Origin of the sequence: Carboxylicivirga linearis, from assembly GCF_018271995.1 — a bacterium.
GTDB classification, from domain to species: domain Bacteria; phylum Bacteroidota; class Bacteroidia; order Bacteroidales; family Marinilabiliaceae; genus Carboxylicivirga; species Carboxylicivirga linearis.
Window position 1 is genome coordinate 29446 of sequence record NZ_JAGUCO010000005.1, and the last position, 23613, is coordinate 53058.

17 protein-coding genes are annotated in these 23613 nt (G+C 37.7%); 7 read left to right on the forward strand and 10 right to left on the reverse strand.

The window, feature by feature from the left end:
* The first annotated feature begins 18 nt into the window (after positions 1-18).
* The 7 genes from KEM10_RS09035 to KEM10_RS09065 all read left to right on the forward strand — a co-directional run bounded on the left by KEM10_RS09035 (position 19) and on the right by KEM10_RS09065 (position 11109).
* The gene (locus KEM10_RS09035; RefSeq protein ID WP_212215666.1) at positions 19-1818 is read left to right on the forward strand and encodes a RagB/SusD family nutrient uptake outer membrane protein; all 1800 of its coding nucleotides are present in this window, start codon (positions 19-21) and stop codon (positions 1816-1818) included.
* 34 nt (positions 1819-1852) lie between these two features.
* Entirely contained in the window at positions 1853-3436 is a 1584-nt protein-coding gene (locus KEM10_RS09040) for a DUF5123 domain-containing protein (protein ID WP_212215667.1), read from the forward strand.
* 85 nt (positions 3437-3521) lie between these two features.
* The gene (locus KEM10_RS09045) at positions 3522-5252 is read left to right on the forward strand and encodes a pectate lyase family protein (protein WP_212215668.1); all 1731 of its coding nucleotides are present in this window, start codon (positions 3522-3524) and stop codon (positions 5250-5252) included.
* A gap of 187 nt (positions 5253-5439) precedes the next feature.
* Entirely contained in the window at positions 5440-6876 is a 1437-nt protein-coding gene (locus KEM10_RS09050) for a tagaturonate reductase (RefSeq protein ID WP_212215669.1), read from the forward strand.
* 3 nt (positions 6877-6879) lie between these two features.
* Positions 6880-8367, forward strand: a complete 1488-nt coding sequence (locus tag KEM10_RS09055) for a UxaA family hydrolase (protein ID WP_212215670.1) — start codon at positions 6880-6882, stop codon at positions 8365-8367.
* Positions 8368-8413: 46 nt separating this feature from the next.
* Positions 8414-9931: a right-handed parallel beta-helix repeat-containing protein gene (locus KEM10_RS09060; protein ID WP_212215671.1), complete on the forward strand. Its 1518-nt coding sequence runs from the start codon at positions 8414-8416 to the stop codon at positions 9929-9931.
* A gap of 464 nt (positions 9932-10395) precedes the next feature.
* Complete coding sequence (locus KEM10_RS09065) at positions 10396-11109, forward strand: hypothetical protein (RefSeq protein WP_212215672.1); 714 nt, start codon at positions 10396-10398, stop codon at positions 11107-11109.
* Between the two features lie 113 nt (positions 11110-11222).
* Here KEM10_RS09065 and KEM10_RS09070 read toward each other — a convergent pair whose 3' ends face one another.
* From KEM10_RS09070 to uxaC, 10 genes are all read right to left on the reverse strand, one after another.
* Entirely contained in the window at positions 11223-12476 is a 1254-nt protein-coding gene (locus KEM10_RS09070; RefSeq protein ID WP_212215673.1) for a tagaturonate epimerase family protein, read from the reverse strand.
* Between the two features lie 100 nt (positions 12477-12576).
* Complete coding sequence (locus tag KEM10_RS09075; RefSeq protein WP_212215674.1) at positions 12577-13629, reverse strand: LacI family DNA-binding transcriptional regulator; 1053 nt, start codon at positions 13627-13629, stop codon at positions 12577-12579.
* Between the two features lie 70 nt (positions 13630-13699).
* Positions 13700-15223 carry an MFS transporter gene (locus tag KEM10_RS09080; RefSeq protein WP_212215675.1) on the reverse strand — a complete coding sequence of 508 codons (1524 nt, stop codon included), beginning with the start codon at positions 15221-15223 and terminating at the stop codon, positions 13700-13702.
* Between the two features lie 17 nt (positions 15224-15240).
* Complete coding sequence (gene gnd / locus KEM10_RS09085; protein ID WP_212215676.1) at positions 15241-16695, reverse strand: decarboxylating NADP(+)-dependent phosphogluconate dehydrogenase; 1455 nt, start codon at positions 16693-16695, stop codon at positions 15241-15243.
* A 21-nt stretch (positions 16696-16716) separates the two neighbouring features.
* Entirely contained in the window at positions 16717-17991 is a 1275-nt protein-coding gene (locus KEM10_RS09090; protein ID WP_212215677.1) for a lactate racemase domain-containing protein, read from the reverse strand.
* 21 nt (positions 17992-18012) lie between these two features.
* Positions 18013-19092 (reverse strand): sugar kinase, encoded by a 1080-nt coding sequence (locus tag KEM10_RS09095; protein WP_212215678.1) that lies wholly within the window; start codon positions 19090-19092, stop codon positions 18013-18015.
* A gap of 97 nt (positions 19093-19189) precedes the next feature.
* Positions 19190-20029: an SDR family oxidoreductase gene (locus KEM10_RS09100; protein WP_212215679.1), complete on the reverse strand. Its 840-nt coding sequence runs from the start codon at positions 20027-20029 to the stop codon at positions 19190-19192.
* A 3-nt stretch (positions 20030-20032) separates the two neighbouring features.
* Positions 20033-20704 (reverse strand): bifunctional 4-hydroxy-2-oxoglutarate aldolase/2-dehydro-3-deoxy-phosphogluconate aldolase, encoded by a 672-nt coding sequence (locus tag KEM10_RS09105; RefSeq protein ID WP_212215680.1) that lies wholly within the window; start codon positions 20702-20704, stop codon positions 20033-20035.
* A 222-nt stretch (positions 20705-20926) separates the two neighbouring features.
* Complete coding sequence (locus KEM10_RS09110) at positions 20927-21964, reverse strand: sugar kinase (protein ID WP_212215681.1); 1038 nt, start codon at positions 21962-21964, stop codon at positions 20927-20929.
* A gap of 4 nt (positions 21965-21968) precedes the next feature.
* Positions 21969-23369, reverse strand: a complete 1401-nt coding sequence (uxaC, locus tag KEM10_RS09115) for a glucuronate isomerase (protein WP_212215682.1) — start codon at positions 23367-23369, stop codon at positions 21969-21971.
* Positions 23370-23613 lie beyond the last annotated feature (244 nt).

Consider the following 23613-nt stretch of genomic DNA (forward strand, 5'->3'; position numbering starts at 1 on the left):
TCGTAGCATTAGATGAACATGAAAAATATAACATATATATTAATTTTATTATTCGCCGGGGTGCTAGTATCCTGCGAAGATTATCTGGATGCTCCTACTCAATCGACTATGGATGAGTCGATCATATTCTCAAAGTATGAATTGGCAAAAGGAGCAGTTGATGGAATAAAAGAAGTGATGGGACAAACGAATTCTTACAGAGGACGTTTTCTGACTCATTACGGAACCAATACTGATATTGAATGGGTACATACAACAAGTTCAAGTGCTCGTTCTGATCTGTCGCGATACATAAATTCTGCTACTAATACAGATATGAACAGAACCAATGTGTATTGGGCAATGCTTTATACCGGAATTGAACGTGCCAATACTTGTATCAGAGGTTTAAGAGCCTATGGAGAGCCAGAACCGGGTACTGAAATGGGGCAATTATTAGGTGAAGCAATTACTTTGCGTGCTATTTACTATTCCGATTTATTAAAAGCTCACGGTGATATTGTTGCTCGTTTCGAACCTATAACATCTGAAACAATATATCTTCCTAAAAGTGATCGTGATGTTATTTACAAACAATTGATTGCTGATTTGGAAGAAGCGGCAATATTGGTGGCATGGCCAGGAGCATCGGAACTGACAGCCACTACCGAGCAGGTGAATAAAGCCTTTGTAAAAGCCTTACGTGCACGTCTTTGTTTATGGGCTTCCGGCTATTCGCAAAGAGGAGACATTGTTCGTCGTAGTAACGATCCTGAATTAGCAAGAGATGTTTTGTACCCAATTGCTTTGCAAGAATGTAATGATATAATTGCTCATGAAGGTAGTTTTGTTAATCTCGAATCTAGTTTTGAAACGGTTTGGAGAAAGAACTGTGAAGAAGTAATTACTGCCGGAAATGAATCGCTATGGGAAGTTCCTTTTGCTGAAGGACGTGGTCGTCATTTATTTACCTATGGAGTGCCTCATCAGGTAGCTGATCAATATACTGCACAGCCTAGAGGAGGAACTTACGGTCCATTACCTAATGTTTATTACGATTTTGATTCAAAAGATACTCGTCGTGATATTACTTGTGTACCTTATACATGGAGTCAGTCTAATCCTGCTTATCAGGAGTTGGAAGGTGTGGATACTTGGTATTTTGGTAAATGGCGCTATGAATGGATGACACGTCGAGTAACTTCAACAAACGATGATGGATTAAACAAAATTTATATGCGTTACGCCGAAGTGTTATTGATGGCTGCCGAAACTGAAAATTATCTGAATGGTCCGGCTGCGGCAGCTCCACATTTGAAAAAAATTCGTCGTCGTGCTTTTGAAGAAGCTGATTGGGCAGAGAAAGTTGATACTTATGTTGATGCTATTGGTTCAGAGGAAGATATGTTTGATGCCATAGTTGAAGAGCATGCTTTTGAGTTCTGTGGAGAGATGGAAAGAAAAATGGCTCTTATTCGTTGGGGTATGTTGAAATCAAAAATGGATGAAGCAAAAGGTAAAATGGATCAACTTCGTAATCAGGTTGGTGATTATGCAGATGTTCCTTCAATTCTTTACTATAGTTACCTGGATGATGGAGAAACACTTGATATTTATGGTTTAGAAAGAGGAGAGACTGATGATAAGTCAGGTGATTATACATATCAATTTAACACAGAGGATGATGGAGATGGATTATGGTTATCGCCAAGTAAAATAAACGATGAAAAAATCGAATTGCTTTATACCAATAATCCTGATCAGAATCAATTCTGGCCAATTTGGCAAGTGTTTATTGACTCAAGTAACGGAATGTTAACGAATGATCCTTTGGAATAAGATTGTTTTATTAGGAATTTAAAAAACGAAACAAATGAATAAATCATTTAAATATATAGGATTGCTAATAGGCATTGTTTCATTATTAGTATTTAATGCCTGCGATGATAATATTGATCCTGTGATTGAGGAGTTGGAATTTGATCGGGTGTTTACACCTCTGGAATTATCAACTCAAATTAGTAATCAAACTACAGTATCAATAAGTTGGGGATTCAATAAAGGAATTGATTCTTATGACCTAGAGATTAGCGATGATAGTTTGCAATACAACAATATTATTCATACGGCGAATGTGTCACCAGATGAAATACCATATGTGTATGAGTTACCTGCAGGAGATAGTCAATACTCTGTAAGAGTGAAAGGAATAAGTAGCACTGCCAATGAGTCTAAATGGGCAACTCTTGCATTCCGATCACTTCCGGAGAATTTGTTCAGTAATTATGATATTATTATGTCAGCTTTAGGTGAAATAACCATTAGCTGGACTCCGGGTAAGATGGTAACAAAGATGAAATTCATCTCAGAATCAGGCGAACTAACTGAGGATATTTCGGAAGATGAAATGGCTGCCGGAACTAAAACTTTTACTGATTTGCCTAATGACTTTTATACAATTCACTTATTAAATGGTGAAAAAGTAAGAGGATTTCAGGATTATGCCATGGAAGGCGACGTATTATTAAGTTCAGGTGCTGATATAACTGCTGCTATTACGGCTGCTGCACCAGGAGATGTAATAGTATTAGAAGCGGGTGGTGATTATCCTTTTATTGGCGAATATGAAATTGCAAAAAGTATAAAAGTTAAGGCCTTAGACGGAGAGAAACCAACTTTGTACCTAACTGAGGGTAACAGAATGTTTGTTATCGGTTCAGGCTTAACGCCAGCTGACTCAATTGTTCTAGAAAAACTACATTTTGACGGATATTACAACTTAGATGAAAATACAGGCCAGATACGCGGAATATTTGATCAGGAGGGAGAAAGTTGTAATATAGGTAAGATTAAATTCCAGAGCTGTCAAATGTATAATCTGGGTCGACAAGTTATACGTTTACGTGGTGGTGATGATCAAACCATTGGAGAATTTAGTATTGACGATTGTATTATAAATAATTTAGGAGGAAGTAGCGGTAGTTATGGAGTGTTCTGTGCAACAGAAACAAATACAAATGCAACAATTGTTAAAATTACTAATACAACACTTAGTGAGTTTGCCTGTCACTTTATTCGCTACGATGATGCCATTGCTTGTGAAAGTATTATTGTTGAAAACTGTACATTTAATAAAGTACCATATGCTTCAGGGCGATATCTAATGGATATACGAAATGCTGTAATAACAGAAGGTGTTGAGGTTACTAATTGTATTTTTGGTAATACTACATATGGTGACGATCCTTCAATAAGTGGTATCAGAGTTGCTGATGATGTAACATTGGCTATTTCTAATACTTATGTCACAACAGACTTTTTCAATTCCGGATATTCAATTGTAGAATTATGTATTGATCTGGGAGCAAGTTCAACTCAATTGTGGACAGATCCTGAAAACAATAATTACACATTCCTAATGGAAGGAATAGAAGCTGGTGATCCCCGCTGGTATTAAAATTAACCCATTTATTTTTGGGCACATTCTTTACGGAATGTGCCCAAATTTTTAGTATTGTGTAATACCATTTATCTTATTTGTTATGAAAAACAACCTGTTATTTTTGTTAATCTGTTTTCTTCCTTTTTATAGTTGTTCTGATAAAAGTAATGATACAGAAGAGCCATCAACCATTGAAATTACTTTTGATAATCCCAATCCACTCAGTGTTGATATAGCAACTTATAAACCTATCGTTTCGGGGCAGGTTACATCAGACAATATTTTAACCAACATCAAAGCCTATAGAGTTAACGGTAGCACTGAAACCGTAATTGAAGAAATATCCATTGCTGATGGAAGCTTTGTTTACGATTTCAGTTTTGCCGTTTCATATCAAACAGCAACCACAGGAGTTCGAATAGAAGCTATTGATGAATTGGGGCAACAAAAATCAGAGACATTAAGTGTCACAGTTGAGCGTTCAACTGCTGTTGATCCAGAGCCAATAGGAGATGTTGATGCTTTTCCGGGAGCAGAAGGGTATGGAAGATATACTACAGGTGGTCGAGGAGGTAGAATTTTCTTTGTTGATAATTTGCTTGATGACAGCCAACCAGGATGCTTGAGATATGCCCTTAGTCAGACAGGAGCAAGAACCATAATTTTTCGAGTCTCAGGAACCATTGAATTAAATTCACCTTTAGTTATCAGTCAGAACCATTTAACAATTGCAGGTCAGTCTGCACCTGGTGATGGAATATGCATAGCAGGAAATTATATGCAGATTAAAGACGGATTGGAAAATGTAATTATCCGCTACGTTCGTTTCAGAGCAGCTAAAGGGTATGGAGAATATGATGCTGCATGGGGACGTAATTGTAAAAATATCATTTTTGATCATTGTACTTTTAGTTGGGGGAATGATGAAGTTGCCAGTTTTTATGATAATACAAATTTTACAATGCAATGGTGCCTGATTAGTGAAAGTTTTTATCGATCTACTCATCCTAAAGGAGATCATAGTTATGGAGGTATATGGGGAGGTATGGGAGCTACTTTTCATCATAATTTATTAGTACATCATACCAGTCGTAATCCACGTTTTTGTGGAGCACGTTTCCATTGGAGTACACGTGAAACTGAATTAGTTGATTTTCGAAATAACGTATTGTATAACTGGGGTGATAATAGTGCTTATGGTGGCGAAGGTGGAAAAATCAACATGGTTAATAATTATTATAAGCCTGGACCGGCAACTGCCAGCAATAAAACGCATCGTATAGTTGAAATATATGGTGGCAGAAATGACTCTGATTACCCGGAAGACGGGCAATGGTTTATTGATGGGAATTACGTATTTAATAACAGCGAAGTAACTAGTAATAATTATCTCGGAATAGACATTAAAAATACCATTGGAAGTAAAGATGATCAACTGGTTTCTACCCCATTTGAAATAGGAGAAATACAAACAGAAACAGCTGAAGATGCTTATGAGTCTGTTTTGGCAGATGTAGGTTCCAGTATAAAACGCGATGTAGTTGATACGCGTATTATTCAGGAAGTGAAGGAAGGAACTGCTCTGTTTGGAGGAGCTTACGGTGCAGGAACAGGAATCATCGATTCTGAAAATGATACAGAAGGATATCCGATTTTGGAACAATACAACGAAATTAAAGATTTTGATAATGATGGTATGGATGATGATTGGGAATTAGCCAATGGATTGGATCCAACAGACTCATCTGATCACAAAGAAAAAATACTAGACAGCAACTTTACAAATTTGGAAGTTTATTTGAATTATTTACTAGATCAAGGCATAAATTAGATTTGTAATTGAGTAAATTTACCACGGATTTTTCAGTTACTTTATTCAAGGGGAAATAGCCACACACATAATAAAAGCATATGCGGCAGAATACAAATTATTCTGTACGCAATTCCATATTTTTTATCTGAAAAGGATTTTTATTTGCACACGGAAAATACACTAGTGAATAATAAACAAACTAGATATGCAGAATTTAAATAGCAAAACATTAAATCGTGAAGAGTATCCCGTAAAAATTTTACAATTCGGGGAGGGTAATTTTTTAAGAGCTTTTGTTGATTGGATGATCAATAAAGCAAACAAAGAGATTGATTTTAATAAAGGAGTAGTCATTGTTCAACCACTTGAGAATGGTTTAGTACCAATGTTGAAGGAGCAGGATTGTCTGTATCATGTGAAGTTGGAAGGAGTAAAAGATGGTAATCCCATTACTTCAACTGAAGTAATTGACTGTGTTCAGGACGCTATCAATCCTTACAGCGAATACGAAAAGTATCAACAGTATTTTTTAAGTCCTGATTTGGAACTGGTTGTGTCAAATACAACAGAAGCAGGTATTTCTCGCGTTGAGAATGAAGATATTTATGCCAAGCCACCAAAATCATTTCCTGGTAAAGTTTGTCAGTTACTGTATCAGCGATACGAACATTTTAACGGTGCTGCCGATAAAGGAGTAACTTTTTTCTGCTGCGAGCTAATTGAAAAAAATGCAGATGCATTAAAAGAGATTGTGTTTGAATTGGCTGAGCAAAATAACTTAGGCGAAGGATTTACTTCATGGTTGAACGAGAATTGTCATTTCTGCAGTACTTTGGTAGATCGTATCGTAACCGGATTTCCGAAAGATAACATCAAAGAAATTCAGTCAGAGCTAGGATATGAAGATAACCTGGTCGTTGTGGGTGAATATTTCCATTTGTGGGCCATTGAAGCACCTCAGGTGGTAAGAGAAAAATTTCCTTTTGATAAAGCCGGATTACATGTAGTATGGTTGGACGATATGACTCAGTTTCGTGATAAGAAAGTGCGAATCTTAAATGGTTCACACTCTGCCATGACACCTGTTGGATTGTTAAGCGGTCATCAAACCGTTATGGAATCATTTAACGATAAGCTGATTTCAGATTTTATTCAAAACATGGTGAGCGAAGAAGTAAGTCCTAACATTGCAGGTGATCCTGAAGCTTTAAAGCAATTTGCTGATGAAATTTTAGAAAGATTCTATAATCCTTACATCAAGCATTATTTGAAAGATATTTCATTGAATTCAACTTCAAAGTGGATTACCAGAGATCTTCCTTCTGTTATCGATTCGTTAAAAAGAACAGGAGAATTACCAAAGCGATTAACTTTTTCGATGGCTGCTTTATTGGTTTTTTATAAGGGAGAATACAATGGCTTAACTTTTAGTGTTACCGATACACCTGAGTATGTAGAGTTTATTCAAAATGAATGGCAAAGCGATAAAAGTACTGATGCCAAAGTGGAGGCCATTTTAAGTAACCAGCAAGTATGGGGTGTTGACTTAAAAGCGGTTGATGGGTTTGTTGAAAAAGTAACTGAATATGTGAATGCCATTTTAAATGATGGTATTAAAACAGTATTGGAAAAAGTAGCATAGTAAATGAAAAGTTGTATAAAAATTCATCCTGAGGATAGTGTTGTGGTTGCCCTGGAACCAATTAGTAAAGGGGATAAGATTGTGGCTGACGGATTTGAGATTAATGTGAATGATGATGTGCCTCAGGGACACAAAATTGCAATAAAACCAATTAAAAAAGGCGAGCATATTTTAAAGTATGCCGCCTCTATTGGTATTGCTCAAGCCGATGTTAATGTGGGAGATCATATTCATGTTCAAAACCTGCGCACTGGCTTGGGAGATAATTTATCGTATTGTTACAATCCTAACGGAAAGGCTATTGACTTGCCTGATGAAGGTTTAACTTTTGATGGATATCTAAGAACTAATGGTGAGGTTGGAATCCGAAATGAGCTTTGGATTGTGCCTACTGTTGGTTGCGTAAATGGACAGGCTCGTCTTATTGCTAATCAGTTGAAGCAAGAAGCCGATTTGTCGAATATAGATGATGTGGTTGTTATGGGGCATCAGTATGGATGTTCGCAATTAGGAGACGACCATAACAATACACAAAGGGCGCTTGCTCAGTTAATCAAGCATCCGAATGCTGGTGGAGTATTGGTTTTAGGCCTGGGTTGTGAAAATAACCAAATATCATCATTAAAAGAGGTGATGGGCGATTACGATCAGAATCGAATTCAGTTTTTGGTATCTCAGGATGTGGAAGATGAAGTGGAAGTTGGACTTGAGATAGTTAAAGAGCTTGCAAAAGTGATGAAACAAGATAAACGATCAGCTCAACCAGTATCAAAACTTCGCATTGGTTTAAAATGTGGTGGTAGCGATGGTTTCTCTGGTATTACGGCTAATCCTTTATTAGGTCGTTTCTCCGATTGGTTAGTAGGACAGGGCGGAACAACTGTGCTTACCGAAGTGCCAGAAATGTTTGGTGCAGAAACCTTATTGATGGATAGAGCTGATACGGAAAAGGTATTTGATAAAACAGTTTCGATGATAAACGGATTTAAGGATTATTTCCGTAGTCATGATCAACCTATTTACGAAAATCCTTCTCCGGGCAATAAAAACGGCGGCATTACCACTTTAGAAGAAAAATCATTAGGATGTGTGCAAAAAGGTGGTACAGCAATCGTTAATGATGTATTGAACTATGCCGATCCGATTGTCAAAAATGGATTGAACTTGTTATGGTCTCCTGGTAACGATTTAGTAGCTGCTTCAGCTTTAGGTTTCTCAGGTTGTCAAATGGTATTATTTACAACAGGTAGAGGTACACCTTTCGGAAGCTTTGTGCCAACAGTAAAGGTAGCAACTAATACGCAACTGTTCAGACATAAATCGAAGTGGATGGACTTTAATGCTGGTGTTTTGGTAGAAGGAGCCGACATGGATGAGGTACGTAAGAAGTTCACCCAATATCTGATTGATGTGGCCAGTGGTAAACGACTACATCACGAAATGACAGATTTTAAAGAGATTGCCATTTTTAAAAGTGGTGTCACACTATAATTCATTACAAATCCCTGCTTAAATTAAAAACTAAATCCTGTATTTTATGAAAAAGAATTACCTGATTATAATGTTGCTGATGATAGCCGCAATTTCGGCACATGCAACAGACTATTACGTGGCAACAACGGGAAGTGATTCCAATACCGGAACATCGTTGGATGAGCCGTTTGCTAAGGTAACTACCGCTATTAGTAAGGCGGTTGCCGGAGATGTTATTTATATTCGTGAAGGTGAGTATAAATATGCTGCTAAAATTAGTTTAAGCCGCAATGGAACAGCGGAAAGTCCTATTCAAATGATGGCTTATCAAAAAGAAAAGGTCATTATCGATTTCTCTGATATGGCATTAAGCAGCAGTAACCGTGGTTTTAGCTTAAGTGGCGATTATTGGATAATCAAGGATTTGGTAGTTCGCAGGGCCGGAGATAATGGTATGTTTATATCGGGTAGTTTCAATACCGTCGAAAATTGTATTTTTTACGAAAATCAGGACACCGGTTTGCAATTAGGAAACGGAGCTGCCGAAAACAATATTATTAATTGCGATAGTTATGGTAATGCTGATCCAACCGATTATGGCGATGCAGATGGTTTTGCCTGTAAGATGAATGTAGGAAATAACAATTATTTCTACGGATGCCGTTCATGGTTGAACGTTGACGATGGCTGGGACGGTTATTTAAGAGATACCGATGATGTTAGTACTGTATTAGAAAATTGCTGGACCTGGATGAATGGCTATTTCCTTGACGGATCTGATGGTGGTGCAAGTGCAAATGGTAACGGATTTAAAGTGGGTGGAAGTGATGATAAAACGCTTATGCACAACTTTACCCTTATTAATTGTGTGGCCTTTGATAATAAAGCCAAAGGATTTGATCAGAATAATAATAAAGGGGATATGTTCTTCTATAATAGTACATCATATCGAAACAAAGGATATAATTATTCTATACCCTATGCTGTAAACAGCGGAAAAGAAGCAGAGGTTATCAATTCAATTTCGGTGGATGGAAGTAGTAAGGTCAAATTAAATTATGCACTTCAACAAACCAACAGCTGGAGTAGTGGTTTTACCTGTACTGAAAATGATTTTGTTAGCCTTGATACAACTGGTGTTTCTGGGCCACGCAAGGCAGATGGTAGTTTGCCCGATCTGGATGTTTTTAAACTGGCTGAAGGAAGCGATTTGATTGATGGTGGTACCGATTTGGGATACGATTACTTTGGTGAGGCACCGGATTTAGGGGCTTTTGAAACAAATTATAATGGAACAGGTATTTTTAATCCAGAAACGGATGAAGATATTTACCAACCGGTTTTGCACGGTAACCCTGTTGCTTCAAAACTCCGTTTTAGTTACGAAGCTGGCGAATTACCATTAAAAGTTACAGTTACCATAGTTTCTGTAAACGGTACAGTTATGGATCAAAAAGAGTTGCCAGCCAAGGCATCCAGGTGCTATGGTGAAATGAATATAGCAGATTATTCCAAAGGGGTGTATGTACTGCAATTGAGCTCTTCAAAAGGAAATCAGGGGGTATTGTTTATAAAGCAATAGAATGCTTAATTCATAGAATCACAAGCCTGTAGTATACGTTTCTGCGGGCTTTTTTTATCTTTAAAAGCGTTGCCCGAACACCTCAAAGTACATTTCAACGGCATAAAAGTAACTTACTTGGGGGGGGAGCGCTTCTCTGGTCCTTAAAAGTGACTTACCAATGGGCATAAGTGGCTTCTTGCCCTGTAATTCCCTAAAATAGCTTGACAGATTTTACATTAATAGAGGGTGTTCAAATAACTGTATCAATAACAACTTTGAAAAGTGCTTTTCAGATTTATGTCTTTATAGAAATGAGTTTCGTATTTATAAATCATCTGTTTACTCGTATAATGAATACAATAACCTTAAAATAATCATTTGACCCCCTTGTTCTGATAGATTGTCACTCACTAAAAGCCCGGGTAATAGGTACATTGCAAAGAGTACAAACTTTTTTATTAATAACTAAAATCAGAATGATTATGAAAAAAATTTACGTAACCTTACTATGTGCTTTTTGCGCAATTTATTCTTATGGACAAGAGTGGAACTTTAGTGATGCCGAGTTTACAGGTTTAATTGCTGAAGGTTCAACAAGTGTTGATATAGTAGAAAATCAAACTATATCAGGACTTACTTTTCATTGTACTGCAGAAAAAGACATTACACTTCAGGAGAATAGCAAATCAATTGATGGATATGAATTTACTCATCGCCTTAAGTTTAATGGTTCAGGCACATGGGATGATGATAATGTAACTACTGTTGGACGTATATTATCTTTTAGTGTAGATGGACCTAAATTAATAACTGTTTATGGTATGACATCATCTTCATCTTCAGAACGCAATCTTTTGTTTACAGTTGATGGTAAACAAACAGAGATTGGTCGTTTTACTCATGTTGGTGGTGACATAGGTAAATACGAATTTAATTATACTGGTGAGGCTAACACTATCTATGTATTTTCAGAAAGTAGTGGTTTTAATATTTATGCTTTAAAAGTTGCAACTGCAACAGCCATTGATGATGTTAAGGTGCTTAAAGAAGTAATTAAAACGCAATATTATAGTATTAATGGAGTATTGGTTTCAACCAGCTATGATGTATTACCAAAAGGTATTTATATCAAACAGGATCTTTTCGAAGATGGAACCAGTAAAACAACCAAAGTAAGTAAAACAAGTGCTTGGTAAACTCTCATAGGATTTTTATCGGGGCGCTCCGAAGGGAGCGCCTTTTTTCATGCATAAAAAACGAGGCAGCTAGTTAGCTGCCTCGTTTTTATTGTATAATTATAAACTACTTCTTAATTAAGATTGAATAGACGTTTTAAATGGCGATCGTATATATTTTCAAATACACAATTACCAATAATGTCAGAATGTTTCTTTAACAAAGGTAGGTACACATCTGATTGCTGCGCTGCAAGTTTATAAGCAACATGTACTAACTGACGCATATTAGAATTGTACTGCGGATGATCTGGAATATGGCGAATGGCATTGGCCATGTCATCAGCGCTCCAGTCGGCAATGGTATCTTTATCGGGTAATTGATCTGTTTTAATATCTATTACATCGGCATAAGGAGCGCATAATTCGTCAATCTTATCCAGTGCTTTTCCATACAAATCCTTTATGAATTGAAGTGCTTCACCACCTGCCATTGATAAGCCAATTACTTCCTCAAGCCACGTTGTACCAGCTGTTTTAACATGTATTCCTTTATCCAGCTTTTTAATAATATTTCCAATATGGGGATAGATAGAGAATTTATCAGATCCGGAGTGAACGCTTAATTTAATTTCTGCAGGTAGCCCGAATTCAGCAACACATTGATCCAGTACCATCAAATCCTGTTCAAATTCCTTGGCAAAATCCAATGGATTACCCGTATAATCTACACCTTTATTAAAACGACCCGAGAACTTTGGTGCAATGGTTTGAACCGGTATGTTTTCGGCTGCTAACATCTTTAAGATGAAAAATAGCTCTATTGGAGTTTGAGGTTTGGGTACTTCGTCCATTGAAACCTCAGTTATAAAGTTTCCTTTACCTTTGTCGTTTTCAATGATTTTATATATCTCGCCAGCCTTTTTTGCAGCAAATAAATACTGTCTGGCTATTTTTTTTATGTCCTCACGAGAAACCTCAAAGGGTTCGGCAATACCATTAATGGTTACTTTGCCAATATAAATAGAACAGCTGTCAACAAATGCTTCCAGATCCGATTCATCAGATGGCTCGCCTATATATCCGGCTACATCAATGGTGAAAAAATCGGCTGATGGTAAAAAGCGATCTACGGTTTCCAGGTTAATATGGTCGGCATCTACAAAATATAGATTATCCCAACCTTGAGCTTTAACACTGGCATCAGCCTCTACTCTTACGTCATCAGGATGCGTACCAATGGTAATATGTTCGCGGTTAGATTTATTCCAAACCGGGCAAATGTCGTAACCCAGTTCATGTACCTTCATAACAGCTTTTAACTGTGCTTCGCCTTGATGGCCAAAACGGTCGCCAACGCCAAATGAGTACTTTGATAATTTTTTCATAACTGTTGATTTATTTAGTTTCACTAATATGCCTGTGGCATTAGGTTTTATTTTAGTTTGTTATAACCTTGTCTGGGGGTTATATCAATTACCCTTTTCCCTAAAATAATCCCATATTTTCAGCATTGATAATATCAATGGGCTGAAATTCCTTTTTTTCAGGAATTGTGTTAAATGTCAGATAATCAAACAGCTTTTTAAAAGCTTTTTCAGCTTGTTCAACCGGACGTTGACCAATTAAAAATTGAATCACTCGTCGTTGCAGGTAGGTTACATTTTTACCAAATAATTCATATCCTACCAAAAATATTTCTCTTAAACCTTTTTGATTAAGGTATTCGGCAACAGCATAGGTTCTGGAACTTGAAACCAAAATGGCACCTATATTGTTTGATTGGTTAAAAATTGGATCCAGTACATTACTAACAACATCAGCTTGTGCCGTAGGTATTTCAATACTTATTTTCTTTCCTATATTTATTCCAGCATCCATAAAATAGCTTAAGAAACCTTGGTTTCGACTATTCAAGTGTTCGGTATTTTCTAAATTTTTAGCCGTGTTAACAATTAAAATGTCTTTATCTCGACTAATGCCCATATCAATCAGACTTGCCGCTACTCTGCCGCTCTGAAAGGCATCTTCTCCTAAAAAGGCGAGACAATTGGTATTATTGATAAATGTATCAATAAATACGTATGGAATATTTGCATCATCGAGCTGATGGCAGAAGGTGTCTGATTCTTTTTTCATGATGGGGGCAAAAATCACACCTCTGGGATTCCATTCCCTAATTTCGTTTGTTTTTGCTTCAAAATCAGATGTGTTATACATCTCGTAACGATAAAAGCGTGTTTGTACAGTATAGGGTTGAACTGCTTCAACGGCTTTTTGTATTCCTACCGGGTGTTGATCCCAAAAAAGGTTATCACCATAACTTTGTGGTATTAGAATGGCAATCCGATAGGCAGTGGGTGATTTAAGAGCTTGTGCAGCAATATTGGGTTGATAATTCAGTTCTCTGGCAATTTTTAAGATGCGTTGTTTAGTGTCTGCTTTAACTTCGCCTCTGTTGTGTAAAACCCTGTCAACCGTACCAATGGAAACTCCCGCTTTTTCTGCTATATCCTTAATTCGGATTCTTCTGCCGTTCATAGATCTTTTATGGGAAACCGGGAGCTATAAGCTCCCGGTACATTATTTAATTTTTAGTTAGAATAATAAATTATTCTACAACAATTGGTTTGTATTGTGGTACTAAGCTCTTCATGATTACCCAACCTATTAAATAAGCTACAGCACAAATTGAGAAGATAATGAAATAACCAGAAGGTTTTCCTTCAAAACCCAAGAAATTCATTGGTTCTCTTACAAATTGAGCACCTTTCTCTAATAGTTCAGTAGTCATAGGAACCTCAATATTATCTACCAATGTAGATCCGGCTGAGTAGTCAAATAAAAGACCTGATCCTTTATTGATGAATGCTGAACCAATACCTCCAGCCATACCACCAATTCCTGTGATAGTTGCAATAGATGACTTTGGGAACATATCACCAATAGTTGAGAAGATATTAGCTGACCATGCCTGGTGAGCCGCTCCTGCAATACCAATTATAATGATAGGGAACCAGTACGAATAAGCACCCAATGGCTGAGCTAATAAAGCCAACAGTGGGAAGAAAGCAAAAATCAACATTGATTTCATACGTCCTGCATAAGGATTCATACCTTTCTTATCAACAAAGTAGGTTGGTAACCATCCTCCAATAATAGATAGCAATGTAATTGCATATAATACAAATAATAAAATTTGTGCCATTCCGGTATCCGATGTTAATCCGTAAACATCACTGATATAGGCAGGAGTCCAGAACAAATAGAACCACCAAACACCGTCGGTCATGAATTTACCAACAACGAATGCCCAGGTTTGCTTGTATTTGAAGCTGTCCCAGAAACCAATTTTACCTTCTGCTTTTTCTGTTTTTACATCAGAGCTTTTTACTTCAGCTTCATCCTGGTTAATGTATTCTAATTCTGCAGAATTTACCTTTGGGTGTTCATGAGGTTTTTTATACATAAAAACCCAGAATCCCATCCAGATGAATCCTAAAGCTCCAATTAGAATAAATGCCATTTCCCATCCGTAATAGTGAGCAATAACAGGAATTACTAATGGTGATGCTAAAGCTCCAACTGTTGCACCTGCGTTAAAGATACTGGTTGCATAAGCACGGTCTTTCTTTGGAAAGTATTCAGCGGTTGTTTTAATGGCAGCAGGGAAGTTACCTGCCTCACCAATTGCTAAAACAAAGCGTGCAAAAATGAACAAGGTTACACTAACGCTAACAATGAGTCCAACATCTTTTACTTTCTCAATTGCATGAAGGGCGCCTTCAAATCCAACAAACCATTCTCCTGCTACGATACCTGATGTAGCAATTCCGCAGAATGCATGTAGTATAGCACCTACAGACCATACTCCAATAGCCCAAAGAAATCCTTTCTTGGTATCCATCCAGTCAACGAATCGACCAGCTACTAATAGTCCAATAGCATAAAATATGGAAAACAAGGCTGTAATATTACCATAGTCCGAGTCGGTCCAATGAAATTCAGGAGCAATAAAATCCTTCCAGGTTAAAGACAGTACCTGCCTGTCCAGGTAATTAATTGTTGTTGCAAAGAACAGAAGTGAACAGATTGCCCATCTGTAGTTCGTCATTTTGTTTTGGTTACTAGCCATTTAGTCAGTATTTAAGTTTATACATTATAAGTCGTGGATGCGGTATCTCCTCCTCGTCCTGTCCAGTTGGTGTGGAAAAATTCCCCACGAGGTTTGTCAATACGTTCATATGTATGAGCTCCGAAATAATCGCGTTGAGCCTGTAGTAAATTGGCAGGCAAACGATCACAACGATATCCATCAAAATAATTTAAGGCAGTTGTCATTGCAGGAGCTGGAATTCCATTGGTTAAAGCTGCGGCAGCCACTCTTCTCCATCCGGCCTGAGCTTTTTCAACTTTATCTTTAAAATAAGGATCAAGTAATAAGTTGGCTAAACTATTATTGGCATCAAAAGCTTCTTTAATTTTACCTAAGAAAGCAGAGCGAATAATACAGCCGCCTCTCCACATTAAAGCTATTCCACCATAATTTAAATCCCAATTGTATTCCTTGGCAGCTTCTCGCATAAGAGCATAACCTTGTGCATACGATACAATTTTTGAAGCAAACAATGCATCGCGTAAATCATCAATTAATTGCTTTTTATCGCCAGTGAAAGTAGGGGTAGGGCCGCTTAATATTTTAGAGGCTTCAACACGTTCTTCTTTAACTGCCGATAGACAACGAGAGAAAACAGCTTCGCCAATTAGTGTTAAAGGAATACCTAAATCAAGAGCTGCTACTCCAGTCCATTTTCCGGTTCCTTTTTGTCCCGCTGTGTCTAAAATTTTATCAACCAGTGGTTCTCCGTCTTCATCTTTAAAGGCCAGGATGTCACGGGTAATTTCTATTAGGTAACTATCTAAGTCACCTGTATTCCATTCCTTGAATACTTCATGCATTTCGTCAGCCGACATGCCTAGCAGATCTTTCATAATCTGGTACGCTTCGGTAATCAATTGCATATCACCATATTCAATACCATTGTGTACCATTTTAACAAAATGACCGGCTCCGTCTTCACCAACCCAATCGCAGCAAGGCGATCCGTCTTCTACTTTGGCGGCAATTGATTGGAAAATTGGTTTTACCAATGGCCATGCTTCTTTTGATCCTCCCGGCATAATAGATGGACCTAATAAGGCTCCTTCTTCACCGCCGGAAACACCAGTTCCGATGTATAAAATTCCTTTTTCCTGTAAATATTTTGTACGTCGGTTAGTATCCGGGAAATGCGTATTACCACCATCAATTAAAACATCTCCTTTTTCAAGATAAGGAAGGATGGATTCAATGGTAGCATCAACTGCTGGTCCGGCTTTAATCATCAACATTATTTTGCGCGGACGTTCTAATGAAGCTACAAATTCTTCGAGATTATGTGCGCCTCTTATATTTTTATCTTTACCACGATTGGCTAAGAATTTATCTACTTTTTCGGTTGAGCGGTTAAAAACACTAACCGTAAAACCTTTGCTTTCCATATTAAGTACAAGGTTTTCGCCCATTACAGCCAAACCAACTAATCCTATGTCTGATAATGCTTTCATACTTCTTGAAGGTTATTTTTATTAATCTTTAAATCGATCGGGATGTGCCCAAAGACCCATTGCCGGATTGGAAATATAATAAATTTCTTCGCCATCGGGCAGTTTATTGTATCCATCAACTAATTTGTCAGGGTTATACCGATCCATCATCTCATTCAACGGAGCATACCTGAAGTTCACAGATTCAATTTCGTCTTTGGTTAAGTGGCCCGGACAATAAGTGATGGAGAAACGTCCTTCACTACTTCCATGCATCAGGTGAGCAGCAGCACCCAGATTGTTTTTTAGATCATCGTTTTCTTCAATGGCTTTAAGGGTTGCAGGTGTACCACAATAGCCATATTTTCGAATTAACTGATCGATGGTTGCATCTTCACCAAACTCTTTTAAAGCTGGAGCTAACACTATTAACTCAGCATTATCGGCCAGGGCCATTCGAGTTCGATAAATACTTTTATTTCCCAACCAGGTACTTTTAAACTCTGAAGGATCGAGATAAACAACTACTTTTTTTAGTGGTTTTTCAACCATCTTAAAATTAACTTTTAATGATAAAGCAGCTGCTTGTTCAAAAACTTCAACATCGTCGCCAACAAAAAGTCCGCGAGTTACTGATTGACCACTTTCGTCTTTTCCAATAACAGTAAGAACATACAAAATGGGCAAATGGTTTGTAAAATTATCGGATGCATAATTTAAAAGCTGACGCACAGGTGACTGTGTCCGGCCCATTATACGTTCCATACCATAAGCAGCGCCTACAAAATGACTTTTATTGATGCCCTCTGATCCGCCGGTACCCACAAAAATGTTTTTGTTGTAGTTGGCCATTCCAATTACTTCATGCGGTACTACCTGGCCAATGGACAAAATCAGATCGTGACCTCCGTTGAGAAGCATTTTGTTTACCTGAGCAGGCCAGGTGTAATTCACCAATCCTTCAGTTGCTTCAGAAACATAATCTGCAGGAATTTCGCCAACGGTAACCACATCATTTCGCCAGTCGTGAACTCTGAAAAGTGAAGAAGGTACACCTTTAAACATATGGTCAATCTCTTCAGCGGTCATTGCAGCATGTGTTCCTAATGCAGGAAGGACATCTGTGAGTCGTTCTTTGAAATACTCGTACGTAAAAGTGGTTAATTCACCGGCTTTTGAATGATAACGCGTATAATCGGGCGGTATAGCTAAAACTTTTTCTTTGGTTCCAATTTTATCAAGAGCTTCAAATAATCCCGATTGTAAATCAGCATCACTTAAAACCGTAGTTTCCGATCCTTTTTGATAATAAATCATTGCTGTTGTTTTACTTGATAATTATCGTTGAACACGCGCATTACCTTCCCAAATACTCCAAACCATTGCCTCGTCGGCAGGTTGAGCATAGTCAGTAAGAAATGTGGTTGCCAAAGCTCCGGATGCCCATCCAAATTGCATGGCTTTTTCTGATGGCATTTCTTTAAGAACACCATAGAGCAGTCCTCCAACAAATCCGTCGCCGCCTCCAATGCGATCTAATACGTTGATTTGGCGAGGTTCAATTACATGCCAGTTTGTATCTTCAAGCATAATAGCACCCCATAGGTGTTGGTTGGTATTAATTACTTCGCGTAATGTAGTTGCAAAAATTGATGCTCCCGGATAAGTTGCCTTTACACGGGTAATCATCTCTTTAAAACTATTTATTTTTGATTGCAGTCCTTCACCACCGGCTTCAGGACCTTCAATGCCCAGGCAAAGTTGGAAGTCTTCTTCATTTCCAACCAATATGTCAGAAACAGATGCAATCTCTGAGAAGATCTCTGCTAATTCTTTTTCGCGCCCCTTCCAGAAGGTAGCTCTGTAATTCAAGTCAAACGCTATTCGCGTTCCGTGTTTCTTTGCAGCTCTGGCTAGCTCTAGACAAAACTGACTGGTTTCTGGTGAAAGAGCAGCTATTAATCCTGAAAGATGAACAATCTGAACGCCTTCTTCACCAAATAGTTTCTCCAGATCAAAATCTTTGATGCTTAATGTGCGACCTACCTCACCGGCTCGATCGTTTTGAACACGGGGACCTCTTGATCCATATCCACTATCAGCAATATTAAACTGATGACGATATCCCCATGGACCGCCCTGTGGTACTTCCGGACCTTCGAAGTCCATATGACGGGCTTTAAGATTACTTTTGATGAACTCAGCAACCGGACTAGCCTGAACAAATTTGGTTAATACCTTAACGGGTAATCCCAGATATGAAGAAATGCTGGCCACATTGGTTTCGGCACTGGTTGCATACATGGTAAACTGATCGCTGCTATGTACTGGCTGACCATTGGGCGGAGTAATACGTACACCCATGCTGGTGGGGACTACTAAAGCGTATTTGCAATTGTTTTTTAATTGAATACTCATTGTTTTTTGATCTAAGGGTTTACTATTGTCCGGGAAGGTAGCAGCAAAAGGATTTAACCTAATGCTGCTATGGGTTCATGTTTAAATATGCATTTATTTATACGCCACTAAAGGCGCTAAAACCTCCATCAACAGGTACTACTACTCCGGTAACGAATTTTGACCAGTCGGAAACCAGATATAATAAAGTTCCCGCTAGTTCGTCGGCATCGCCATAACGTCCCATTGGAGTGTTGTTAATGATTTTCTGACCACGTGGAGTTGGTGCTTCTGTTTTTTCATCCACCAATAAAAAACGGTTTTGATTGGTTAAGAAGAAACCAGGTGCAATTGCATTCACTCTAATGCCTGTTTGAGCAAAGTGAACCGCCATCCATTGTGTGAAATTGTTAATAGCCGCTTTAGCTGCCGAATAAGCAGGTATTTTAGTAAGCGGGGTATAACTATTCATGGATGAGATATTAATTACCACCCCACTTTTTTTATCCAACATATCTTTTGTAAAAATCAAAGAGGGTAGGAGCGTACCTTTGAAATTCAGGTCGAAAACATTATCGAATCCTTCCATCTGCAAACCATAAAAGGTTTTTTCCAAATCAGAAATATTCTCATCTGTAATCATTTCAGCCTGGGTTGTTGCAGAGGCTGCATTACCTCCAGCTCCATTAATCAGAAAGTCTATCGTACCTAATTCCTGATGTATGATATCAAGAGCTTTTTCAAGAGACTCTTTGTTTAATACATCAGCCGATATACCAACTGATTTAGCTCCAAATGTACTTTCAATATCATTAGCAACTTTATCAGCTGACTCCTGATTACGATTTAAAATGGCCGTTTTAACACCTTTTGATGCTAAACCTCTGGCCATGGCAGAACAGAGTATTCCTGATCCACCGGTAATTACCGCTACTTTGTTTTTTACATTTAATTCCATGGATTACTTCTTTACTTCTTGGATATTAGCTATTAATTCTTTTGCCTTTTCAGCAAGTGCAGAATAGTTTTTAGCTTCCATAATATCCTTAGGGAAAAGATTAGATCCCATACCAACGCAAGTTACACCTGCATCAAACCATTTTTTCAGGTTTTCTTTTTCAGTGGTTACACCTCCGGTTGGCATAATGTCGGTCCAAGGCATTGGAGCTTTAACAGCCTTAACAAATGAAGGACCTCCGATTTCAGACGCTGGAAATACTTTTACTACTTCTGCACCCAACTCCTGGGCTTTATTTATTTCTGAGATTGTACCACATCCTGGAGACCACATTATTTTTCTGCGGTTACAGATGCGAGCCATATTTTCATTCAATAATGGAGCAACAATAAAATTGGCACCAGCCTGAATATACAAAGCAGTAGTTGCTTCTTCAACAATTGACCCTGCACCTAGTATCATGCCAGGTAATTCTTTTAAAGCATACTTGTTTAATTCGCTGAATAACTCATGAGCAAAATCGCCACGATTAACAAATTCAAATACACGAATGCCGCCTTCGTAACAGGCTTTCAATACATTTTTACAAACATCAATGTCAGCATTGAAAAATACAGGAACAACACCTGTTTCTTTCATTGCTGTAAATACTTCTATTCTTGAATATTTTGCCATTTTTCTGTGAAATAAAACAAGCCGGAGAAAGTATATGTTAACATGCTCCTCCAAGAAATGACTTAGCTCCGGCTTGTTATTATAAATTTATTGTTTCAGTCCGAAGTCCTATGTATCCATCCGCCATAAATGTCAAACTAAAGTTATAAATGAAAGTCTTGATACTTATGTCTTACATCTTGATACTAAGAAAATACTTCTACCTTAAAACTTCTGCTTTATTTATCGTGATACCCTACCAGAGGCGTCGCCACCCATTAATTTTTCAACTTCTTCAACAGTTACCTGGTTGAAATCACCGTGAATGGTGTGTTTCAAACAAGATGCAGCAGTTGCGAAATTAATGGCGCTTTGATCATCCCCTTCGTAAGCAATTAAACCATAGATTAATCCACCCATAAATGAATCACCACCGCCTACACGGTCAACAATGTGAGTGATTTGGTAAGTTGGTGCCTGGAAAAGGTTTTTACCATCGTAAATTACACCCGACCAGCTGTTGTGGTTGGCACTAACTGAACCACGAAGTGTAGTAATCACTTTGTTAACGCGTGGATATTGTTTCATGATTTGTTGAGATACACTTCTGTATGCCTCAGCTTCTACATGTCCACCTGTTACATCAACACCTTCTGGTTTAATGCCTAATACCATCTCGGCATCTTCTTCGTTACCCAAAACAATGTCGCAACCAGCTACTAATTCTGGCATCACTTCAGCCGCTGTTTTACCATATTTCCAAAGATTCTTGCGATAGTTTAAGTCACAAGTAACGGTAACGCCCATTTTGTTGGCAGTTTGAATAGCTTCTAAACAAACATCGGCAGCACCTTGCGAAATAGCAGGAGTAATTCCAGTCCAGTGGAAAAAGTCTGCATCCTTTAAGATCTCTTCCCAATTAAACATTCCTTTGGTTACCTCAGAAATGGCTGAGTTAGCACGGTCGTATACAACTTTACTGGCACGAGCTACAGCTCCAGTTTCCAGGAAATAAATTCCTAAACGATCTCCACCTTGAAGTATTTTATCGGTTTTAACACCATACTTCTGAAGCTCCATTTGACAAGCTCTGCCAATATCATTTTTAGGAAGACGTGTAACAAAAGAAGAATCAATGCCATAGTTGGCCAATGAAACGGCTACATTTGCTTCGCCACCACCGTAGGTAGCTTCAAATGATGTAGCTTGATTAAAACGCTCGTAACGTGGTGTGGCCAAGCGCAACATGATTTCTCCGAAAGAGACTACTTTCTTTGACATTTTATTAAAAATTAAAATATGATTTTGCGTTTTTGTAAGAAACCCCTTCTACCATTTGTTTTAGAATGGTTTCGTCATTTGGAATTAATCCTTTTTCTACTTCTTTACCAAGGTGGTTACACACAATACGGCGGAAATATTCGTGACGAGGATAGGATAAGAAACTACGGCTATCAGTTACCATTCCAACAAAACGGCTTAATAAACCTAATGCAGAAAGATCCTGAAGGTGTTTTTCCATACCTGTTTTTTGATCAAGGAACCACCAGGCTGCTCCGTATTGTACTTTGCCCACTGTTGATCCGTCGTTGAAGTTACCACACATGGTTACCATCATCTCATTATCTGCCGGATTCAGGTTATAAAGAATAGTTTTAGATAACTGATCAGTTGTATCTAATAAATTCAGGAACTGAGACATTTTTAATGCATTCTGAGAGTTGTTAATTGAATCCCAACCTGTATCAGCACCCATTATATTGAATTTGCGAGTATTATTATTACGTAGTGCACCCACATGGAATTGTTGTGTCCATCCACGTTTGTGGTTCAATTTGGCTAACTCGGCCATCACACAGCATCTGTATTTTTCAGTTTCTTCTTCGTCAATTGTATTTCCTGCCATCAACTTTAAGAAGATTTTATTTACTTCATCTTCGGTGTATGGTGCAAAAAAGAATCGATCTGGTCCACTGTCTGAAGCACGGCCTCCTAATTCATGAAAATAAGCATGACGACGATCTAAAGCTTCTATTAATTCAGTTAATGATGAAATAGCAATATCAGCTACCTCGCCTAATTTTTCGATATAAGCTTTAAATTGTACAGGGTCTTCGGTTTTAATTACATTATCAGCTCTGTAAGTAGGAACTACCTTAATGTGATATCCTTCGTCTTTTAGTTTTTTATGAAATTGAAGGTCGTCAGCAGGATCATCTGTAGTACCCACTACTTCAACATTCATCATCTCTAATAGCTTTCTTGTACTATAATCCGGAGATTGAATCATTTCCTTAGTTGATTCAAATATTTTCTCAGCAGTAGCCGGAGAAAGCAGCTCTGTTACATTAAAGTGGCGTGCTAATTCAAGGTGAGTCCAATGATAAAGAGGATTACCAGCAGTAAAAGGAACTGTTTCGGCATACTTCATAAATTTTTCCTTGTCTGAAGCTTTACCGTTACAATAATGTTCGTCAATTCCGTTAATTCTCATGGCACGCCATTTATAATGGTCGCCTTCTAACCAAATTTGCCCCAAATTGTCGAATTGTCTGTCTTCAGCAATAAACTGAGGATTTAAGTGACAATGGAAGTCAATGATTGGTTGATTCTCTGAATATTCGTGGTATAATTTCTTTGCTGTTTCTGTTTCCAGAATGAAATCTTTGTGTATAAATGATTGCATCTTTAAATGATTTGAATTGTCATTAGCCGTTAACGAACACGAAGATGCAACGCAAAAACATTTTTTGCAACATTTTCTCGATTAATTTTTTCTTATAAAATTATTAAAGTGCAATGAAACAAGAAAATAAGGTTGTTATTTATATTTAATATTTTTTAAAATATTTTTATTGAATAAAATTGTCAATTATTCGAATTGAAAAAAATATTGCAATAAAACTTGCATTGTGTGCAAACGATTGTAT